This is a genomic window from Pseudomonas sp. NFACC43, assembly GCF_900119645.1.
GTDB lineage: Bacteria > Pseudomonadota > Gammaproteobacteria > Pseudomonadales > Pseudomonadaceae > Aquipseudomonas.
The window spans coordinates 20830-37445 of record NZ_FPKK01000025.1 but is presented as its reverse complement, the minus strand read 5'-3'; the positions used below and the strand labels follow the sequence as shown (position 1 = coordinate 37445).

The 16616-nt window shown below is 58.3% G+C and carries 8 protein-coding genes; 5 read left to right on the top strand and 3 right to left on the bottom strand.

What is annotated here, in order from left to right; all coding sequences use genetic code 11:
- A partial coding sequence (locus BT179_RS25890) for a two-partner secretion domain-containing protein (RefSeq protein WP_083569807.1) occupies window positions 1-12549 on the top strand: 12549 nt, incomplete at its 5' end.
- A gap of 7 nt (window positions 12550-12556) precedes the next feature.
- Window positions 12557-12961 (top strand): hypothetical protein, encoded by a 405-nt coding sequence (locus tag BT179_RS26665; protein ID WP_143007983.1) that lies wholly within the window; start codon window positions 12557-12559, stop codon window positions 12959-12961.
- On the opposite strand, the gene BT179_RS25885 is transcribed toward BT179_RS26665, so the two are convergent.
- Window positions 12883-13512 (bottom strand): RNA 2'-phosphotransferase, encoded by a 630-nt coding sequence (locus BT179_RS25885; RefSeq protein ID WP_083568926.1) that lies wholly within the window; start codon window positions 13510-13512, stop codon window positions 12883-12885. The genes BT179_RS26665 and BT179_RS25885 overlap by 79 nt on opposite strands.
- A 497-nt stretch (window positions 13513-14009) precedes the next feature.
- On the opposite strand from BT179_RS25885, the gene BT179_RS25880 reads away from it, so the two are divergent.
- Complete coding sequence (locus BT179_RS25880) at window positions 14010-14288, top strand: BrnT family toxin (RefSeq protein WP_072432328.1); 279 nt, start codon at window positions 14010-14012, stop codon at window positions 14286-14288.
- Window positions 14266-14523 (top strand): BrnA antitoxin family protein, encoded by a 258-nt coding sequence (locus BT179_RS25875; RefSeq protein ID WP_072432327.1) that lies wholly within the window; start codon window positions 14266-14268, stop codon window positions 14521-14523. The genes BT179_RS25880 and BT179_RS25875 overlap by 23 nt, the downstream gene beginning before the upstream one ends.
- A gap of 43 nt (window positions 14524-14566) precedes the next feature.
- On the opposite strand, the gene BT179_RS25870 is transcribed toward BT179_RS25875, so the two are convergent.
- Both BT179_RS25870 and BT179_RS25865 read right to left on the bottom strand, forming a co-directional pair.
- Window positions 14567-14839 carry a hypothetical protein gene (locus tag BT179_RS25870; RefSeq protein ID WP_072432326.1) on the bottom strand — a complete coding sequence of 91 codons (273 nt, stop codon included), beginning with the start codon at window positions 14837-14839 and terminating at the stop codon, window positions 14567-14569.
- A 341-nt stretch (window positions 14840-15180) separates the two neighbouring features.
- Window positions 15181-15912, bottom strand: coding sequence for a DUF899 domain-containing protein (locus BT179_RS25865; RefSeq protein ID WP_072432325.1), 732 nt, complete (start codon window positions 15910-15912; stop codon window positions 15181-15183).
- A gap of 175 nt (window positions 15913-16087) precedes the next feature.
- Between BT179_RS25865 and BT179_RS25860 the strand changes: the two genes are divergently transcribed.
- Window positions 16088-16480: a transcriptional regulator gene (locus BT179_RS25860; RefSeq protein WP_072399162.1), complete on the top strand. Its 393-nt coding sequence runs from the start codon at window positions 16088-16090 to the stop codon at window positions 16478-16480.
- The last annotated feature ends 136 nt before the right edge of the window (window positions 16481-16616 follow it).

Genomic DNA, 16616 nt, shown 5'->3' with positions numbered 1-16616 from the left:
GGCGTGCCCATCGTCAACATCGCCAAGCCCAATGGCAGCGGCCTGTCCCACAACCAGTTCAAGGACTACAACGTCGGCAGCAACGGCGTGATCCTCAACAACGCCACCAACCGCACCCAGTCCACGCAACTGGGCGGGATCATCCTCGGCAACCCGAACCTCAACGGCACGGCGGCCAAGGTCATCCTCAACGAGGTCAACGGCGGCAATCCCAGCCAGTTGCGCGGCTACACCGAAGTGGCGGGGAAGTCGGCCCATGTCATCGTCGCCAACCCCTATGGCATCACCTGCAACGGCTGCGGCTTCATCAATACCCCACGGGCGACCCTGACCACCGGCAAGCCGGTCGTCGAGAATGGCCAGTTGAGCCGCTACCAGGTGGACCAGGGCAGCGTCGCCATCGAAGGCGCGGGCCTGAATGCGAACAACGTCGACCGCTTCGAAATCATCACCCGCAGCGCCCGGATCAACGCCGAGATCCAGGCGAAAAACCTGACCATCGTCGCCGGGCGCAATGACGTCGATGCCGCCACCCTCAACGCCACTGCACGGGCCGATGACGGCAGCGCCAAGCCGCAACTGGCGATCGACTCCTCTGCCTTGGGCGGTATGTATGCCGGGGCGATCAAGCTGGTGGGCACCGAGGCCGGGGTCGGGGTGAAACTGGACGGCAAGCTGATTGCCAGTGGGGGTGATATCCAGCTCGATGCCAATGGGCATCTGAGCCTGGCCGACACCTCGGCCAGTGGCGCGGTCAACGTCAAGGCTGCGAGCCTCGATGCCCGGGGGCCGGTATATGCAGGCACCGAGTTGACTGTGAAAACCCAGGGCGACCTGACGAGCCAGAGCAACCTGGTGGCCCGCGACAGCATTCGTCTGGACAGCGGCGGCAGCCTGCGTAACAACGGGATCATCGAAGCCGGGGTCAATTCGGACAACACGCGTAATACTTCGGGAGATGTGAGTTTCACGGCGCAGAGCTTGAACAATAACGGCAAGAGCATCGTTGCCAGCCGTAACCTGACGGCGAACGTCGCGCAGACCTTGAGCAACCAGGGCGGCACCCTTAGCGCCGGGCAAACCGCCACGGTGAAAGCCGGAGCGTTGGATAACCAGAACAAGGGCCGCGTGTTGAGCAACGGCGCGCTGAACGTCACCGCCGACAAGCTGCTCAATACCCAAGGTCTCGTCAGCAGCAGTGGAAACCTGACGGCCAATGTCGGGCAGTTGAATAACCACGACGGTGAAGTCTTCAGCTCCGCCACCATCAGGGTCACCGGCACTGCGCTGGACAATAGCGACGGTTTGCTAATGGGTGACGTGGCGCTGAACATCGGTCTGATCGGTGCCTTGAACAACCAGAACGGTGTGCTGGGTTCCGGCAAGAGCCTGGCAATCGATGCAGCCAGCCTGGACAACACCTCAGAGGGTAGCCTGGTCAGCGATGGCAGCCTGACCGCGCGAATCAGTGGTCTGTTAGACAACCGGCAGGGCAGCCTCGGCGCCAAGGGTGTTGCGGATGTCCAGTCGGGTAGCCTGGATAATCGCGCCGGTAAGGTCCAGTCCATAAAGGACCTGCAATTGACCGTCGGCCAGCTCGACAATCGTCAGCAAGGTCTGCTCAGCAGCCAGGCGGCGTTGCGTGTCGACGGCGCGCAGATGGATAACCGCGGCGGCCTGCTCAGTGCCGTTGGCCCGGTGCATCTGCAGGCCACTCGTATCGATAACAGCGGCGGACGCATCTCCAGCAAGTCCGACCTCACCGCGAACGTGACGCAACTGAGCAACCAGGTCGGTGAGCTGGTTGCCCAAAGCCTGCTGACGATCAGCGGCCAGAGCCTGGATAACCGCAACGGTGGCCTGGTAGGCGCGACAGAAGCGCTGAAACTCAACGTGGATGTCCTGGACAACCGTGGCGGGGAAATCTCCAGCACAGTCGGCATCGCCATTGACGGCCAGAGCCTGAATAACAGCGATAACGGCAAGATCCTGGCTGGCACCGACCTGGGGCTGAAAGTGGCGGCCATCATCAACCACAACAAAGGCCTGCTGTTCAGTGCTGGCTCCACCATGGTTGAGGGGCAGAGTCTGGACAACAGCGGCGCGAGCCTGGTCGCTCGCCAGGGCTTGGATATTCGACTGGACAATGCCCTGACCAACGTCGCGGGCCTGATCAACAGCGACGGCACACTAAGCGCCAACGTCGGCACCCTCGACAACACCGACGGCAGCCTCACCAGCGTCGGCGTGCTTGCACTCGCTGCCTCGGGCGCGCTGATTAACCGTGGCGGCGCCATCACCACCGACGCTGGTCTGACCGTCAGCAGCCAAAGCCTGGACAACCAGCGAAATGGCTTGCTCAGCGTCAGGGGCGCGACCCGCATCACCACCGGCACCTTCGACAATACCCAAGGCGGTTACCTGGTCAGTGGCGATACCCTGGACCTGACAGCCACCCAGGTCAGCAACGGCGCCGCCAGCCGCATCGCCAGCGACAAGGCACTGACCGCCAGCGTCAGTGGGCTCGATCAACAGGGCGGTGAGTTGTTTAGTAAAACCGCCTTGAGCCTGGACCTGAATCACGGCCAGTTGAACAACCTCAAGGGCGTGATCAATGCGCCGGTCCTGGTGCTGAAGAATCTCAAGGACGTTGACAACCGGGGCGGTGAAATCTCCAGCGCCCAGGGGTTCACGATCGCCGCGCAAAACCTGGATAACGGCAACGGCAAGCTGATCAGCAACCAGGCGCTGACCCTGCGCATCGATCAGGTGCTCAACAACATCAAGGGGCTGATTTCCGCCCAATCCCTTGACAGTCACAGTGCTCGACTGGACAACACCGACGGCCTGATCAGCAGCCGAGGTGCGTTGGTCTTGAGCGTGGACGAGCAGTTGCTCAACCGCAACGCTGCGGTGATCGCCGATGGCGACCTGCACATCGATGCGGCGAGCCTGGACAACAGCGCCGGCCAGGTCGCCGGCAAAACCAAGGTCACGGCCGATGTCGAGACCGTGAACAACCAGGGCGGCCAGATGATTGCCCTCGGCGGGCTGACGCTTGCCGGCACTTCGCTGGACAACCGCAATGCCGGCCTGATCGGTGCGACCGACACGCTGACGCTCAATGTCTCTGCGGTGAATAACCGTGGCGGTGAACTTTCGAGCCAGGCCGACATTTCCGTTAAGGGTGATGCCCTGGACAACAGCGACGGCGGACAAGTACTCGCCAACGGCGCACTGGCCTTGATGGTGAAGGATGTTCTCAACCGTACCAAGGGCCTGTTGTCAGGCAAGAGCGACCTGACCTTGATCGGCAAGACACTCGATAACACTGGCGGCTCGCTGCTGAGCCAGAAGAGCCTCACCGCTGTCTTTTCCGGTGCGTTGAATAACAGCCAGGGTGTCGTGAGTGCCGAAGGCGAACTGACGATGACAGCGGCGAGCCTGACCAACACCTTGGGCAGCATTTCCAGTGCCGAGGCGCTGGGCCTCACCCTAGACGATGCCTTGCTCAACCAGGGCGGAGAAATCGTCACCGACGCCGGCCTCACCCTCAGAAGCGCGAGCCTGGACAACCGCAACCAAGGCAGCATCAGCGCCAAGCAGGCGGTGATCATCGAGACCGGCGCGTTCAACAACAGCCAGTCCGGACGCCTGAGCAGCGCTGCCAGCCTTGACCTGACCACGAAGCAACTGACCAACCAGGACGGCGGTCGCATCGCCAGTGGCGGTGCATTGACCGCCAGCGTCACCGGTCTCGATCAGCAAGGCGGCCAGCTCTTCAGCAATACCGCGCTGAACCTGGACCTGAATCAAGGCCAGCTGAACAACCAGAACGGCCTGATCAATGCACCGCTGCTGGTGCTCAAGAATCTCAAGGGTGTCAACAACGACGGCGGCGAAATCTCCAGCGCCCAGGCATTCCCCCTGGCGGCGCAAAGCCTGAACAACGACAACGGCAAACTGCTCAGCAACCAGGCCCTGACCGTGCGGGTCGATAACGCCCTGACCAACCTCAAGGGTCTGATCGCTGCAGCCGCGCTGGAAGTCGAGGCCGCGAGCCTCAACAACAACGGCGGCACCCTGACCAGCCGCGCGAACCTCGACTTGAAGCTTGCCGGCGCACTGAACAACCAGAACCAGGGGCTGATCAACGCCACCAACGGCCTGACCATCACCACCAGCGGCCTGAATAACCAGCAAGGTTCGGTGTTGGGCAGTGCCATCGCCATCGATTTTGGCGCCGCAACCGGCGACCTGAACAACAGCGCCGGCCTGATTTCCACCACGGGTGAACTGAGCCTCAAGCACCTGCGGGACCTGAACAATCAGAATGGCGAAATCTCCAGCAGCCAGAGCCTGGACTTGACTGCTCGCGACCTCGACAACGGCGCTGGCAAGCTCATCAGTAACGGGCTGCTGACCGTGGGCGCCCGTGATGTCCTCAACCAAGGTGGTTTGACCTCCGGCTTCAAGGGCCTGGACCTGACCGCCACGAGCCTGGACAACCGCAACAGCGGCACCCTGTCGAGCCGCGACGAAGACGTCAGCGTCACCCTCAGCGGGACGTTGCTCAACAGCAATGCCGGCGCGCTGGTGGGTAAAAAACAACTGACCGTCAGCGCGGCAGGCATCGACAACCGTGGCGGCATTCTGTCCAGCGGTGGCGACCAGACCCTGACCGTCACCGGTGGCGTGCTGAACAACGCCCAGAACGGCTTGATCGACAGCGGCGCCATGCTGGTCATGAACGCCATGACCCTGGGTAATGCCGGTGGTACCGTCAACGCGCAAAAAGCCCTGAGCTTCACCGGCTCTGCGTTGGATAACAGTGGCGGCAACCTGATTGGCAACGACGCCGTGACCCTTGATTTGCTCGGGGCCCTGACCAACACCAACGGCAAGATCGCCAGCCTCGGCCCACTGCGCGTCGAGCAAGCTACGCAAATCAACAACCAGGGCGGCCAGATCGCCAGCCAAGGCCTGCTGACCTTGCTCACCTGCGGCCTGGACAACCGCAATCGCGGCACCGTTGCGGCCAACGATCAACTCATCCTGAACACCGCTGGCGCGGTGCAGAACGACGCCGATGGCTTGATCTACAGCCAGAACGGTGGCGTGCAGATCGACGCAGCCACTCTTGCCAATAGCAAGGGCACCGTGCAGAGCCAGGGCGCCATGACCCTGACCGTGGCTACCGATGTGGACAACCAGAGCGGTCGCCTCCAGGCCAAGGCCGGTGACCTGCTCGTCAGCGCCCGTCACGTTGACAACCGTGGCGGTGTGCTCGCCAGCCTGCAAGGTTTGCTCAACACCCACCTGACCGGCGTGTTGAAAAACGGCTACGACCTGAACAACAACCGCCAGGGTGGCATCACCCAGGCCCAGCGCTTGAGCCTGACTGTGCTAGGCGGGATCGATAACTATGGTGGGCGCATTTCGGCGCAGACTGGTGATGCGACCGTCATCACGGGTAACTTCGACAACCGCAACGGCGGCCTTTACGCCAAAGGCAAGGTCAGCGTTACGGCCAACGATTTTGACAACAGCGGTGACAACGACGGTCAGATTGCCGGTAGCCAGATTGATCTGGATTTGACCGGCGCGTTGAACAACCGACTGGGCATCATCGAGAGTGACAGCACCCTGGCGATCAAGGCCGCCAGTCTGGATAACCAGACGGGGCAGTTGCGTGCGTTGGGTACCGGCGGCAAGACCAACTTCCAGATCGGCGGGCTGTTCGACAACCGCAACGGTACCCTGGAAACTGCCAATACCGACTTGACGCTTGGCGCCGCCAGCTTCCTCAATACCGGTGGCAGCCTGCTGCACGTAGGCACCGGGCTTTTCGACATCTCCACTGCGAATGTCACCGGAGCTGGCGGTACGCTCGTCACCCGTGGCGGGCTGACCATCACCACCGACATGTGGAGCAACAGCGGCGTTATCCAGGCTGGGCGCCTGAACGTCAACGTCAACAACTTCACCCAAACCGCCAGTGGCCAGCTATTGGCCTCGGACAGTTTCATAGGCAGTGGCGTCAACTGGTTCAACGAAGGCCTGCTTGCCAGCAATGGCAGCTTGAGTCTCGGCCTGAGCGGTGCTTACTGGGGCGCTGGACGCCTAAGCAGCCAGGGCACCCTGGGGCTTGGCGCCGCCCAAGTGAGCCTGAACAGCGTCAACTCCAGCATCGCTGGCGGTGGCAACACCTCTATCAATGTCAGCGGTCAACTGGACAACGCCGGTCGGCTGACCTCCACCGCCAACCTGGTGATCAACGCTGCTGGCGTGCACAACCTGGGGACATTGGGCGCCGGTCAGGGGATGACCGTCACGACCGGTTTGCTGGCAAACAATCAGGGATTGATCTTCAGCGGGGCCGACATGGGCCTACGAGTCGACACGCTGAACAACCTCGACGCCAACATCTACAGCCTGGGCAACCTCACCATTGACCGTAACGGCCAGGGTGCGTTGGCGAGCAGCATCCTCAACCGATCCGGTTCGATCCAAAGCGACGCCAGCATGAGCCTGGCGGCCAGCACGATCCAGAACATCCGTACGTTGCTGACTGTGGGTAACGGCGGTATCTACACCGCCAAAATCTACGAGGTCGCGTGCATTGAGGGCTACAACGCCGGGGATTGCAGCGGTAAACGGAACCACGTCTGGGAAATCCTGCAGCGGGAGAAAACTGAAGTCACCGCCGCCAGCGCGGCCTCCAGTATTACCGCCGGCGCTAACCTGACCCTGCGTGGCGGCGATCTGCTGAACCAGAGCAGCACCATTGCCAGCGGCGGCAACCTGACCGCGTCCCTGACCAACTTGACCAATAGCGGCATCGAAACCGGCGAGACGGAAACCACGCGGATATTCCGTTCCGAGCGGACCCGCAATGCGGGCGGCTGGTACACCGCGGCGGGCAACTTCACCAACCAGTACTGGTTCGAAAGCGCGGGTTACAACGCCAATGACCTCAGTGGCCTTGAGGCCGGCATGGCCAATTTCATTGGCATGACCGAAATGGAGTACACCAATCTCGGCAGCACCAGGCAACTCGCCGGCGGTGATCAAAGCTACGCAGCCGTGATCCAGGCCGGCGGCGCTGTCAACATCTCGACTCAGAACAACATCGACAACAACGTCGTACGCCCGGGCTACAGCTACGTCGGCAGTGGCCCACGTACCAACACGGCTGCAGCAGGCAGCCAATATTCCACCCGCATCACCCTTAACCAGCAACTGCCCCCTAACTTGGCGCAACAGCAGGTCAACCCGGTCGCCTTGCCCGGTTTCAGCTTGCCCGCCGGTCAAAACGGCCTGTTCCGCCTGAGCGGGCAGGGCAATAGCACGCCGGCTGTCAGTGGGCCTCAAGGCTGGAGCATGGGCAGCGCAAGCCTTACCCCGGCCCAGCGTCAACAGGTATTGCCCACCGGCCAGGCGCGAAATCTCGGGGTAGGAAACATCACCCAACCCACTGCCAGCAGCCTCGACCTGACCATCGCCGCCAGCCAAACCACCGGCGTTTCCAACCAGGCCAGCAGCCTCGATACCAGCACCTCGGGCACCATCGTGGCAGGCACCTTGCCTGGCCGTAGCGCCGACTTCACGCTCGACCGCGTCCAGGGTTTGCCCACCAGCACCGTGACGGCCAATCCACACAAATACCTGATCGAAACCAACCCGGTGCTTACTGACCTCAGGCAGTTCATGAGTTCGGATTACTTGCTGGAGAAACTCGGCTACAACCCGGACCAGAGTGCCAAGCGCCTCGGAGATGGGTTATACGAGCAGACCCTGATCCAGCAAGCCGTAGTCGCCCGCACCGGTCAGCGTTTCATCGACGGTCAGTCCTCCAACGAGGACATGTTCAGATACCTGATGAACAATGCCATCGTCAGCAAACAGGCACTCAACCTGTCCATTGGCGTGAGCCTCACCTCCGAACAAGTCGCGGCACTGACCCATGACATCGTCTGGATGGAAAACGTCGAGGTCAACGGCGAGCAAGTCCTTGTACCGGCGCTGTATCTGGCCAATGCCAACAACCGCCTGGCCGCCAATGGCGCCTTGATCCAGGGCGCCGACGTCAACCTGATCGCCGGCAAAGACCTGAACAGCGCCGGCACCCTGCGCGCCAGCAACAATCTGTCCGCTACTGCCACCAATGATCTGGTCAACAGCGGCCTGGTGGAAGCCGGCAACCGCCTCGATCTGCTGGCGGGTAATGACCTCGTCAACAAGGCCGGTGGCATCATCGCCGGACGCGACATCACCCTCACCGCCACCCGTGGCGACGTGAGCAACGAGCGTACCGTTACCACCCATGAAAGCGACAGTGGCTACCGCCGCGAGCGCACCGACTTCATCGACAGCGCTTCGCGCATCGAAGCGGCAAATAACCTGACCATCAGCGCCGGGCGTGACATCAACAACGTTGGCGGCGTGCTGAAAAGCGGCGCCGATACCACCCTTAACGCCACCCGTGATGTCAACCTTGCCTCGGCCGAGCGCATCTCCAATGGCAACCGCGGCACGCATCGTGACGAGACCATTACTCAGTATGGCTCGAGCCTCGACATCGGCCGTGACCTGACTGCCAACGCGGGCCGCAACCTCACCGCCGTCGCCAGTCAGATCGATGCCAAGCGCGACATTGCCATGAGCTCTGTCGGCGACCTGACCCTGGCTTCGGCGGCGAATGAGCAACATGCCTATGGCAAGAGCAAGAAGGTCACGGCTCAGGAAGATCATGTGAGCCACGTGTCCACCAGCGTGACGGCGGGCGGAAACGTGGCGCTGAGTGCGGGCAAGGATTTGGGCTTGATTGCCAGCCGGGTGAGTGCGGGGGATGAGGCTTACCTGGTGGCTGGTGCGAGCCTGGTGCTGCAATCGGCTGAGGATTCGGATTACAGCTTCTACAGCAAGACCAAGAAGTCGTCTTCTGGGAAGAAGTTTCGGCTGGATGAGACCAGTTCTGTTACCAACGTTGCCAGCTCGGTCACTTCCGGGGGCAATAACGTACTGACTGCCGGCAACGATCTGACGATCAAAGGCAGCAATGTCATCTCCGAAAAAGGCAGCGTCGGCTTGGGCGCCGGCAACGATGTGGAAATCCTCGCCGCCACCGACTCAAACAGTGCACGCCACGAGCGCAAGCAAAGCAAAAGCAGCTGGGGTGGTTTGAAGTCGAGCAAGGTCCAGGATCAATTGACTGAAACCCAGACGACCGCCGTGGGTAGCATGATCTCGGGCGATACCATTGCCGTAAGTGCCAAGCGGGATGCCACCGTAACAGGCTCGGCATTGGTTAGCACCAGCGACCTGGCAGTACGTGCGGGCCGTGACCTTACTATCAACGCGGCAGAGAACACCTTTTCCCGCACCCAAATGCACAAGGAGAAAAACCGCGATCTGACGGGTGTGTTGACGGGTAACAACCTGGGCCTCGATGACATCACCGGCAACCAGCACCTGTCTATCAGTAACCAAAAACACAACGGCACGGCGTCACAAATCACTTTGACCGGCAGCACTATAGGCTCCAGCAAAGGCAACGTCAGCCTCGTGGCGGGTGGTGACCTAAACGTCATAGCCAGTGACCTGGTCAGCACCAAGGACATGAGCCTGCGTGGCTCGAATGTCACCATCGCAGCGGGTATGGAAACAGCGACACAAAGCACCGTCGACAAATCCAACAGCCTGGCCGTCGGACGTGTTGTCGGTGGTGCGATCATCGACACGGTCAATACCATTCGCACGTCGGTGGAGGCTGCGAAAGATACAGATGATCCTCGCCTCAAAGCGGTGAAACTGGCCCAGGCGGCCCTGGCGGCCTACAACCTTGGCGGTATGGCCGAAGACGCGAATGCTCAGAAAACCGGATTCGCCGATAAACAGGGCGGTACCGCGAGCAACGGCTCGCTGATCAAAATCGGCACGGAACTCGCCAGTACCCACAGCAAAAGTACTAGCGACTATGCCAGCCAAACTGCCAAGCAAAGCACCCTCAATGCGGGCAGTACCTTGTCCATCATTGCCAATGGCAATGCAGCGGAAAACGAGGGTGATCTCCACGTAATCGGCAGCAACATCAAGGCGGGTAGCACTTCCTTGCTTGCCAGCAACAACATCATCTTGGAGAGCGCGCAGAGCACCGCCAATTGGTCCAACCACAACAGCAATAACAAAACTGCCATTGGCGCCAGCTTCAACATCGGCCAGCAGAACGGTTTCACTCTGGATCTTGGCGCCCAGCTCGCAAAAGGGATGGGAACCGGCAGTTCTGTTACGCAGGTCAACAGCACGGTGGACACAGGTTCGCTCTTGTTGCGCAGCGGCGGTGACACGACGCTGGCAGGCGCCCAGGTTCACGCCGATAAAATCGACGCGCTGATCGACGGGAACCTCAACATCGTTTCCCGCCAGGACACCCAGGACCAGAAGAGCAAACAAAGCAGCGGCGGTTTTGGTGCCAGCATCTGCATCCCACCGTTCTGCTATGGCACGCCTGTCGCAGCTTCGGCAAATGTGGCTGCTGGCAACATGAACAGTGAATACAAAGCGGTCACGGACCAGACCGGTCTCTTTGCCGGAACGGGTGGCTACACGGTCGACGTGGGTAAGACCACCACTCTCGAAGGCGGTGTGATTGCCAGTGATGCTTCGGCAGACAAGAACACGCTGATCACCGACCGGCTCATCGCCAACGATATCAAGAACGTCAGTGAAATCCAGGCACAGTCCGCAGGTGCCAGCATCTCGGGCAGTTATGGTGCCGGCGGTGCTTCAGCTTCGGTGGGGGGGCTGTATGGGATCTCCCTCAGCGAGTCGGATAAGAGCCACACACGTAGTGCCGTGAGCGAAGGCACGATCATCGTTCGCAATCCGGAAGGTGCGAAGGATGTAGTCGGGTTGAACCGCGATACCGCCAATGCCAACGAGAAGCTCGATAAGCCTGATGAAGAGGCTATGAACGACCGCATCGAGCTGGTGAAGAGCTCGATAGAGTTGGTGAAAGGGATTGGAAGCGCTGTTGCAGCGGCGCGGATCGAAGAGGCTAAGGACTCGAATAGCGAGGCTTACAAGGCTGCGCACGACAAACTGAACGACAGTGGCGTGTCCGATCCGACACCTGAGCAAATCAGCCAACAGGTTCAACGTGATTACGGAACAGGCAGTAGCTTTCAAAAGGCCAGCCAAGCCGTGGCCGGGATTGTCCAAGGCATTCTCAGTGGCGACATTGTTGCTGCGTTGGGAGGGGGCGCCGCGCCTTACTTGGCCCAGGCCGTTAAGCAGATGACAGAAGGAGATGACACAGCCAACCTGATGGCGCATGCCGTACTCGGTGCAGTTCTGGCAAAAACGCAGGAAGGCTCGGCACTGGCTGGCGCCGCAGGAGCAACTGCCGGTGAGCTGATCGCCCGCCAGCTCTATCCAGGCAAGTCCAGCGATCAACTGACGGATGCGGAAAAGCAAACAATCTCAGCCCTGTCGACATTAGTCGGCGGGCTATCCGGTGCGCTTGCCGGGGGCGACTCTTTTGACGCTGCGATAGGCGCAGGAACGGCGAAAAATGCTGTTGAGAACAATCATCTGAGCGACATAGAGAGGATTTCATTACAGGGACTACAGAAGGAGTACGCCAAGAAGTGTGGCGATACGGCGACAACTGAATGCCAAGGTCTTTCCGAGGATATCGCGGAGCTTATTGCCAAGAGCTCTAGCGTTCTTAAGAACGAACCGTTAGCAGAAGATAGCGATTTCACGCGTGCTTTTGTTTGGACAGCCAACCCTGGAGATGTGATCCCCTGCGCAAGCGGATATTGCGTTGTTACCGATAAGTCGATAACGACAGATCAGGGGGAGGAGTGGGTTCTGCAACCAGCCTCAGAGGAGCAGAAGGTTGCAGCGATAGCGAAAAATGAATTGGTTGAAAAGACTACGGAAGCTCAGCTTAAAGGTCTTTCCAATGAATTGTTCTCGGCGGGCTGTGGCGGGGCTGGTCTGGCTGGTATAGGGTGCCAGGGCTACATGGCGGCGGGTGGTGAGAACCCTATTACTGGGGAGACGGCTACCAGTACCGAGCGGGTCATGTGGGGTATACAGGGCCTGTTAAACGCATGGGGGCTAGGCGGCACAATACTTGGCGGAGTAGTCAAAACTCCAGTAGTAGGGGTTTTAGATGATGGTGCTTTCGCTCAGGTTTTAGCTAAGTCAACTAAGGAATTTAGTGACGAGGGGAAAGTGATTTATTCTCAAGCTGCAGGACGGCCGATAAATACGGTTAGTGATCTCACTGAAGCTTTGAAGCAGGGAATAATAAAACCTAGTCAGGTGCCCCTTGATTATGTTTTGATTGACGGTCAAAAGGTCATAGCTAATACGAGAAGCTCGACAGCGCTGATAAATGCTGGTGTACCTAAAAGTCAGTGGTATGGGGTTGATAGAACTGGTGTTTATGCTTATGGTGATGTGACTTTTGATAAGTTGGTGCAAGATCAATTAAATAAAAACTATGGCGGCTCAGTGCAGAATGCTAGGAGGTGATTGGAATATGAAATTATCTAGGCCGAAAAAAATGTTCGATATGGACAGCTTTTTACCTCTCGACGGGGAGGACAAAGTGGATATGGTTTATTCGGGTGGTGATCTAAGTTTGGAAATATTTTATGAGTCTGAAAGTTGCGCGGGTGGCTTGGCAAAGAAAAATATTAGATTTTTAAATGCTAAATATTTTTTTAAAGCGCCATTTCCGGGTTATAGCATTTTTGTTTGTCCGGATGATGGTGATATTTCTTTACTTAATTCGCTTGTAGAGTATGAGCTATCGGAGCTGCTGGATATAGATGGCAAGACCCGTGGGGTAGCGGATTATAGGCACTATCGATTGTTTTTACACTCAGTTGGAGTGGCGTTGCACGTAATTGCTAAGTCTTTTAAGATTTCAAATGAAGGGTAAGTGTCTAGTGTTAATTGGTCTGCAGGAATGCCGCTAATGAGCCAGACACCATTGTCTGCTTGGAAAAATTTGAAGCCCTGTTGGCTCATTCGCAAGGCTTCGATTTTTATTACAATAGGACTTCCATAACGCTGTCCGACGTTAACGGCAGTTGCTACATCTTGCGACAAATGCACGTAATGACGTGTGCCTGCAATTAGCCCTTGTTGCCTAATTGAGTCTAGAAAACGACGTGCAGTGCCATGATAGAGAAATTCCGGAGGTGTTTTCTCAAAATGATTAAGGTTGACACTGGTTGTTGAGTGCCCCTGCATGGCACGAATGCGTTGCCCATCCTTCGAAATGCTGAAACGCTTTTTATCGCTGTTGCTGACGATCGCGTGAATAAGGCGAATATCCAAAGCTTTTCCAATTTTTGTTGCGCCAGCTATTAAGGACTCGATTTCTCCCCAGCCTTCGCTATCCAATTGCAATCCGATAGCTTGCGGTTCATGTCTGAGGATATAGCTAAGAAATTTGCTGGCTTCGTTGAGTTGTTGTTTGGTTGTCATGTTTGTAGTCTCTTATTGTCTGGGAGAGATTTAAGTGTCCCGCTTGTCACGGGACCGCGATCATAAAAATATCTTTTTATTATTTCTGTTCAATCCTCAATGAGCAAGCGCTGTGCGAATGGTACTTCCTTAGCGGCTAAGCGCTTGAACTGAAAGCGAAAAATGAAGAGGGGCTGGTCTTGGTCTTCGGTGATCAGTCGTTAGAGAGCCTCACGCTCTGTCCATCTTTGACCCTCCGCCACACTGATTCCCTTTACCTTCTAGCGCTTCGCAGCGCGTTCGTTGCTTTGTACGGGATCTTTCGTACCTCTGAACAGGAGGCGTCTGATTTCGGATAAACCGTTCCGCCACTAGCGTTGATGCGGGGGTAGTCTCACTCCTTCGAAAATCTCCATTTTTTATCCTGGCTACCACGGTGATGCCGCCTGGCTGAAAGGGAGCTGTGCATCTATGCCAAGAAGAGTATTGTATGTACATCAGTAAATACAGGATGTCCCATGCGATTTGAATGGGACGAAGCCAAAAACGAGACCAACATTCGCAAGCACGGTATCGATTTCAAGGATGTACTGGACGTCTTCAAGCATCCGATTATCACCTTGCGTGATGATCGGATGGACTACGGTGAAGAGCGCTGGATTAGCATCGGCTGGATCAAAGCGTTGATTGGCGTGGTCGTGTACACCGAACAGCGGGGCGATGTGATCCGCATCATCTCTGCCCGAAAAGCCACCCGACAGGAGGCCAAATATTATGTCGAAAGCATCGAAAACTGACTGGGGGCGCTTGGCCAAGATGGACGACCAGGACATCGATACCAGCGATGTTCCTGAACTGGGTGAAGATTTTTTTCGCCGGGCCGAGTTGCATGTGCCGGTAAAGAAGGCCGTGACTATTCGCCTGGACGCTGATGTGCTTGAGTGGTTCAAGGGGCAGGGCGCAGGTTATCAGACACGTATCAATCAGCTCCTGCGCCAGTACATGCAGGCTCAGCAGAGCCACCGGCACTGAACAACTGGCGTTGAAATGGGCGACCGGCGGCCGCCCGTTCCAATTATTCCCCAGCCTGCACCCGCAACCGCCTCCCAATCACATCCATCACATCACACCCATCACGCAGCGCTATCGTCAGCATCTTGCAGAAGTCGGTCAGCACCACCGTCTCCGAGTCGATATCCGAACGAAAGGCAATGTTTTCCAGTACCTGGGTCACGGTGCGGATGCGGTAGTCGGCGGTTTCGAAGAGGACGTCGAGGGGGGCTTCGGTGTCGATGAGCAGGGTAGCGGGGGTGCAGTCGATGCCGGTGATGGGCATGTATCTATTCATGGTTGTAGCCTCGTTAGGTAAGTGAGAGCTACCAACTGAATCGTCGCCAAACGAAAAAGGTGGCAGTTGTACGCAGGTTGGCGAACCGGAACGAGGTACCGGCAGACCCGAAGGCCTCCCGCATACAACTGCCATGAGTGGGGCAGTATCGCGGATGCGGGAGCGCCTGCAAACAAGCAGATCGCTTTTGCATCTCGTTGTCAGGTCGCCAAACCTGGCCGCCATTCGGGCGACTTGAGGACTATAGGGCGACCCGTTCCAGGCCCACAAGCCACCGCTTTCCGAGCTTTACGTAGGACCTTTTGCAAGCTCTGGTCAGGAAAAAAGCGGCGCCTTGAATTTCAGCTGTGGCAGCAGCCACCCGGCTTGGCCCTGTCATACTTATCGTGATGCCGCACCCAATCCATGATCTCGTCTTCGTTGCGGCCCTTGGGGGTCAGGTCGAGGAAGTTATAGGTGCCGACCAGGATGTCGAGGCCGCGGGCATACGTGGAGTAGGTATGGAAGATATCGCCAGCTTCGTTGCGATAGAAGACGCTCAGGCCGGGGAGTTCGCCTTCGGTGGTGTCGGTCTTTTCATAGTTGTAGGTGGCTTTGCCACTGGCGGTGTCTTCGGCTTTGAAGCTGACACCGAAGTCGTAGTTGAAGTCGCAGCCGTTTGAAGAGACCCAGTCGAAGGCCCAGCCCATGCGGCGTTTGAAAGGTTGGAATTCAGCGAAGGGGGCGCGGGAAACGGCGACCACCGCGACGTCGTGATGGGCCAGGTGCTGGTTGGCGCCGTCGATGTGGTCGGACAGGAACGAGCAGCCCTGGCAGCCTTCTTCCCAGCCGGGGCCGAACATGAAGTGATAGACGATCAGTTGGCTGCGGCCGCCGAACAGGTCGGCCAGGCTCAGTTCGCCATGGGGGCCCTGGAAGCGGTAGGGTTTGTCGATCTTGACCCAGGGCAGGGCGCGGCGTTCGGCGCTGAGTTTGTCCCGTTCGCGGGTGAAGGCTTTTTCGTGGGCCAGGTGTTCGCGGCGGGCGGTGAGCCATTCTTCGCGCGAGACGACGGGATGATTTTCTACGTTCATGGCGATTTCTCCTGTAGGCAAAGGCGCTTCAGCAAGTGGTCGTTTGGCCCTGGCCGGATTCGACAGACCGTTGGTCGGCGTGTGAAATGACCCGCCCGGAACCCCGGCTGAACGGTGACGTAGCGTCTCGGTCACACCTTGAGTAGGCATCTCACTCTTCAGAGGATGGACCAGGATGACGACTTATAACTGGGACTTGATCGAAAAGTTGTTGCACGAAGTGCAGAACGGCGCCGGCCACAGCTTCACCCCCCGGCCTTATGCGGAGCAGTACGCGGCGCAGAAAGCGGCTGCGGGCGAGGAGATCGAGAACCTCGATCATCTGAAAGCGGTCGCCGGGGAGTATGAGAAGGTGTTGCTGGAGCGGGGCTTCATCGAACCCCGGCCGGAGGAGGAGGGCGGCAACGGTGAGAATTTCGTGCTGACGCCCCGTGGCTCGCGGTTGCTGAGCCTGATCGACAGCAGCATCCCTGGTAATGACCATCCGCGCCAAGTACTGGATGAGCAGGAAGATGCGCTGGATGAGTTTACGTTTGATGACTTGGCTTCGAAGGCGCAGATTGCCTAGGAACCAGGCACAAACCTTGTGGGAGCGAGCTTGCTCGCGATAGGCGCTCTGGCATTCAACGGATGTATTGCCTGTTCGATCGCTATCGCGAGCAAGCTCGCTCCCGCGTTTGATCTCCCACGTTGAATCTTCAGTG